This is a genomic window from Clostridioides sp. ES-W-0018-02, from assembly GCF_020658175.1.
In the GTDB taxonomy this organism is placed as follows: Bacteria; Bacillota; Clostridia; order Peptostreptococcales; family Peptostreptococcaceae; genus Clostridioides.
The window spans coordinates 1-289 of sequence record NZ_JACVVY010000065.1 but is presented as its reverse complement, the minus strand read 5'-3'; the positions used below and the strand labels follow the sequence as shown (position 1 = coordinate 289).

Sequence of the window (289 nt, the reverse complement as noted above, 5' to 3'; positions counted from 1 at the left end):
TGTAAGTGCAGCAATGTATTTAGCTTATCGATACTAATAGGTCGAGGACTTGACCAATATTATTTGATGTTCATTGATTAAAATATATATGTAGTTTTTAGAGTGTTAACTCTAAAGAATCTAGTTTTACTAGTTTCAATAACTTAATAGTAATATTAAGCATAGAGATTATGTGGTTACAATAGCAGAGAGGATACACCTGTTCCCATTCCGAACACAGAAGTTAAGCTCTCTAGCGCTGATGGTACTTGGTGGGAAACTGCCTGGGAGAGTAGGACGTAGCCACGTA

Annotated in this window: 1 rRNA gene; it reads left to right on the top strand. The window is 36.0% G+C overall.

Features of this window, described 5'->3' with window-relative positions:
• The first annotated feature begins 171 nt into the window (after positions 1–171).
• Positions 172–288 (top strand): 5S ribosomal RNA (rrf, locus tag IC219_RS21505).
• The last annotated feature ends 1 nt before the right edge of the window (position 289 follow it).